Annotated in this window: 1 protein-coding gene; it reads right to left on the bottom strand. The window is 37.1% G+C overall.

What is annotated here, in order from left to right; translation table 11 throughout:
* Nucleotides 1–246 precede the first annotated feature (246 nt).
* Nucleotides 247–909, bottom strand: a complete 663-nt coding sequence (locus BIZ36_RS20695; RefSeq protein WP_187459758.1) for a hypothetical protein — start codon at nucleotides 907–909, stop codon at nucleotides 247–249.
* Nucleotides 910–1097 lie beyond the last annotated feature (188 nt).

Raw genomic sequence — 1097 nt, 5'->3', positions numbered from 1 at the left:
CAAAGTGCGGGAATTGGAGCGGAGCGACAATGTAGCGATTTGGGTTCACCTTTAGGTGACCGAGCGAAGCGACCGATGAATACCTTTAAAAAACAATAAGAATATTATGAATAATTGTGCATCATCGGTTTGCGGCTATGCGCAGTTGCGTGCTTTAGCCTTGTCTTCCCAAATATACCCAAACCGTAGAAAATTTCGCAGAAATTTTCGGATTAGCAAGAACCGAGCAATTGCGTATAGCCCGTGTTACCACACGTTTTTACTCAATTCAATAAATTTATGTTCTATATTTTCTTTGTGAAATGTTGTTGCATAAATCGTGTCTCCGATTTTGTTGTGAATAACGAAGGGTACATCTCCGTAAACAAAAATGATGTCGTATTCCAAAAAATTAATTCGTTGCCAAGGTGTTGAGTACTGTTTGCTCGACTTTCTTAGAACTTCAAAATCTTCTTTAAAATATATTGTATCGGAAAAGTGATTATTTCGCCAAACATATTGCTTTCCCGAAATTTCGACATTTTTGGTGCTTTTAGTTGTTTCAGGTAATTTTCGATATACGTGAAAATTATCACTATTTGGTGTTCGCAAAACAAGAGAGTCTTGACTAACTGTTTGAATATTATAAACTTCAATTGGATTTTCTTCTGTCCAGTCTTCGTTGAATACTATTTGGTTGGAAAATACTCGCTGTTCTCCATATCTGGTGTCTTCGTCATAGTTAAGAACAATGCCTTTCGCAACCCATTGACCATTTTCAAATGCTATTATATTTTCTTCTGCAAAATAGTATTCGCGCGCATCATTTGTAGTGTATTCGCCAATCCAGACATTATTTTTTAGCTCACTATTTTGACATGAAGTCAATATTACTCCGATGAAAATTGATATGTACAATGTTTTTTTCAAATGTGTGGTAACGCAGGGCTATGTGTAGTCGTGCGTTTGGATTTTTGTTTGTCGAACCTGTAATGTACGTAAAAAAGAAAAATACAAGGGAGCACACCAGATTGCATATAGCGGTTGATATGCACAGTTTTCCTCGATGGCGCCTAAAGGTGATAATATCGATGGTCCCTCATCCTACGGCCATTGCA

It is taken from the genome of Cytophaga sp. FL35 (assembly GCF_014349235.1).
Classification (GTDB): Bacteria; Bacteroidota; Bacteroidia; order Flavobacteriales; family Flavobacteriaceae; genus Euzebyella.
This window is presented reverse-complemented; position numbering and strand designations above follow the sequence as displayed.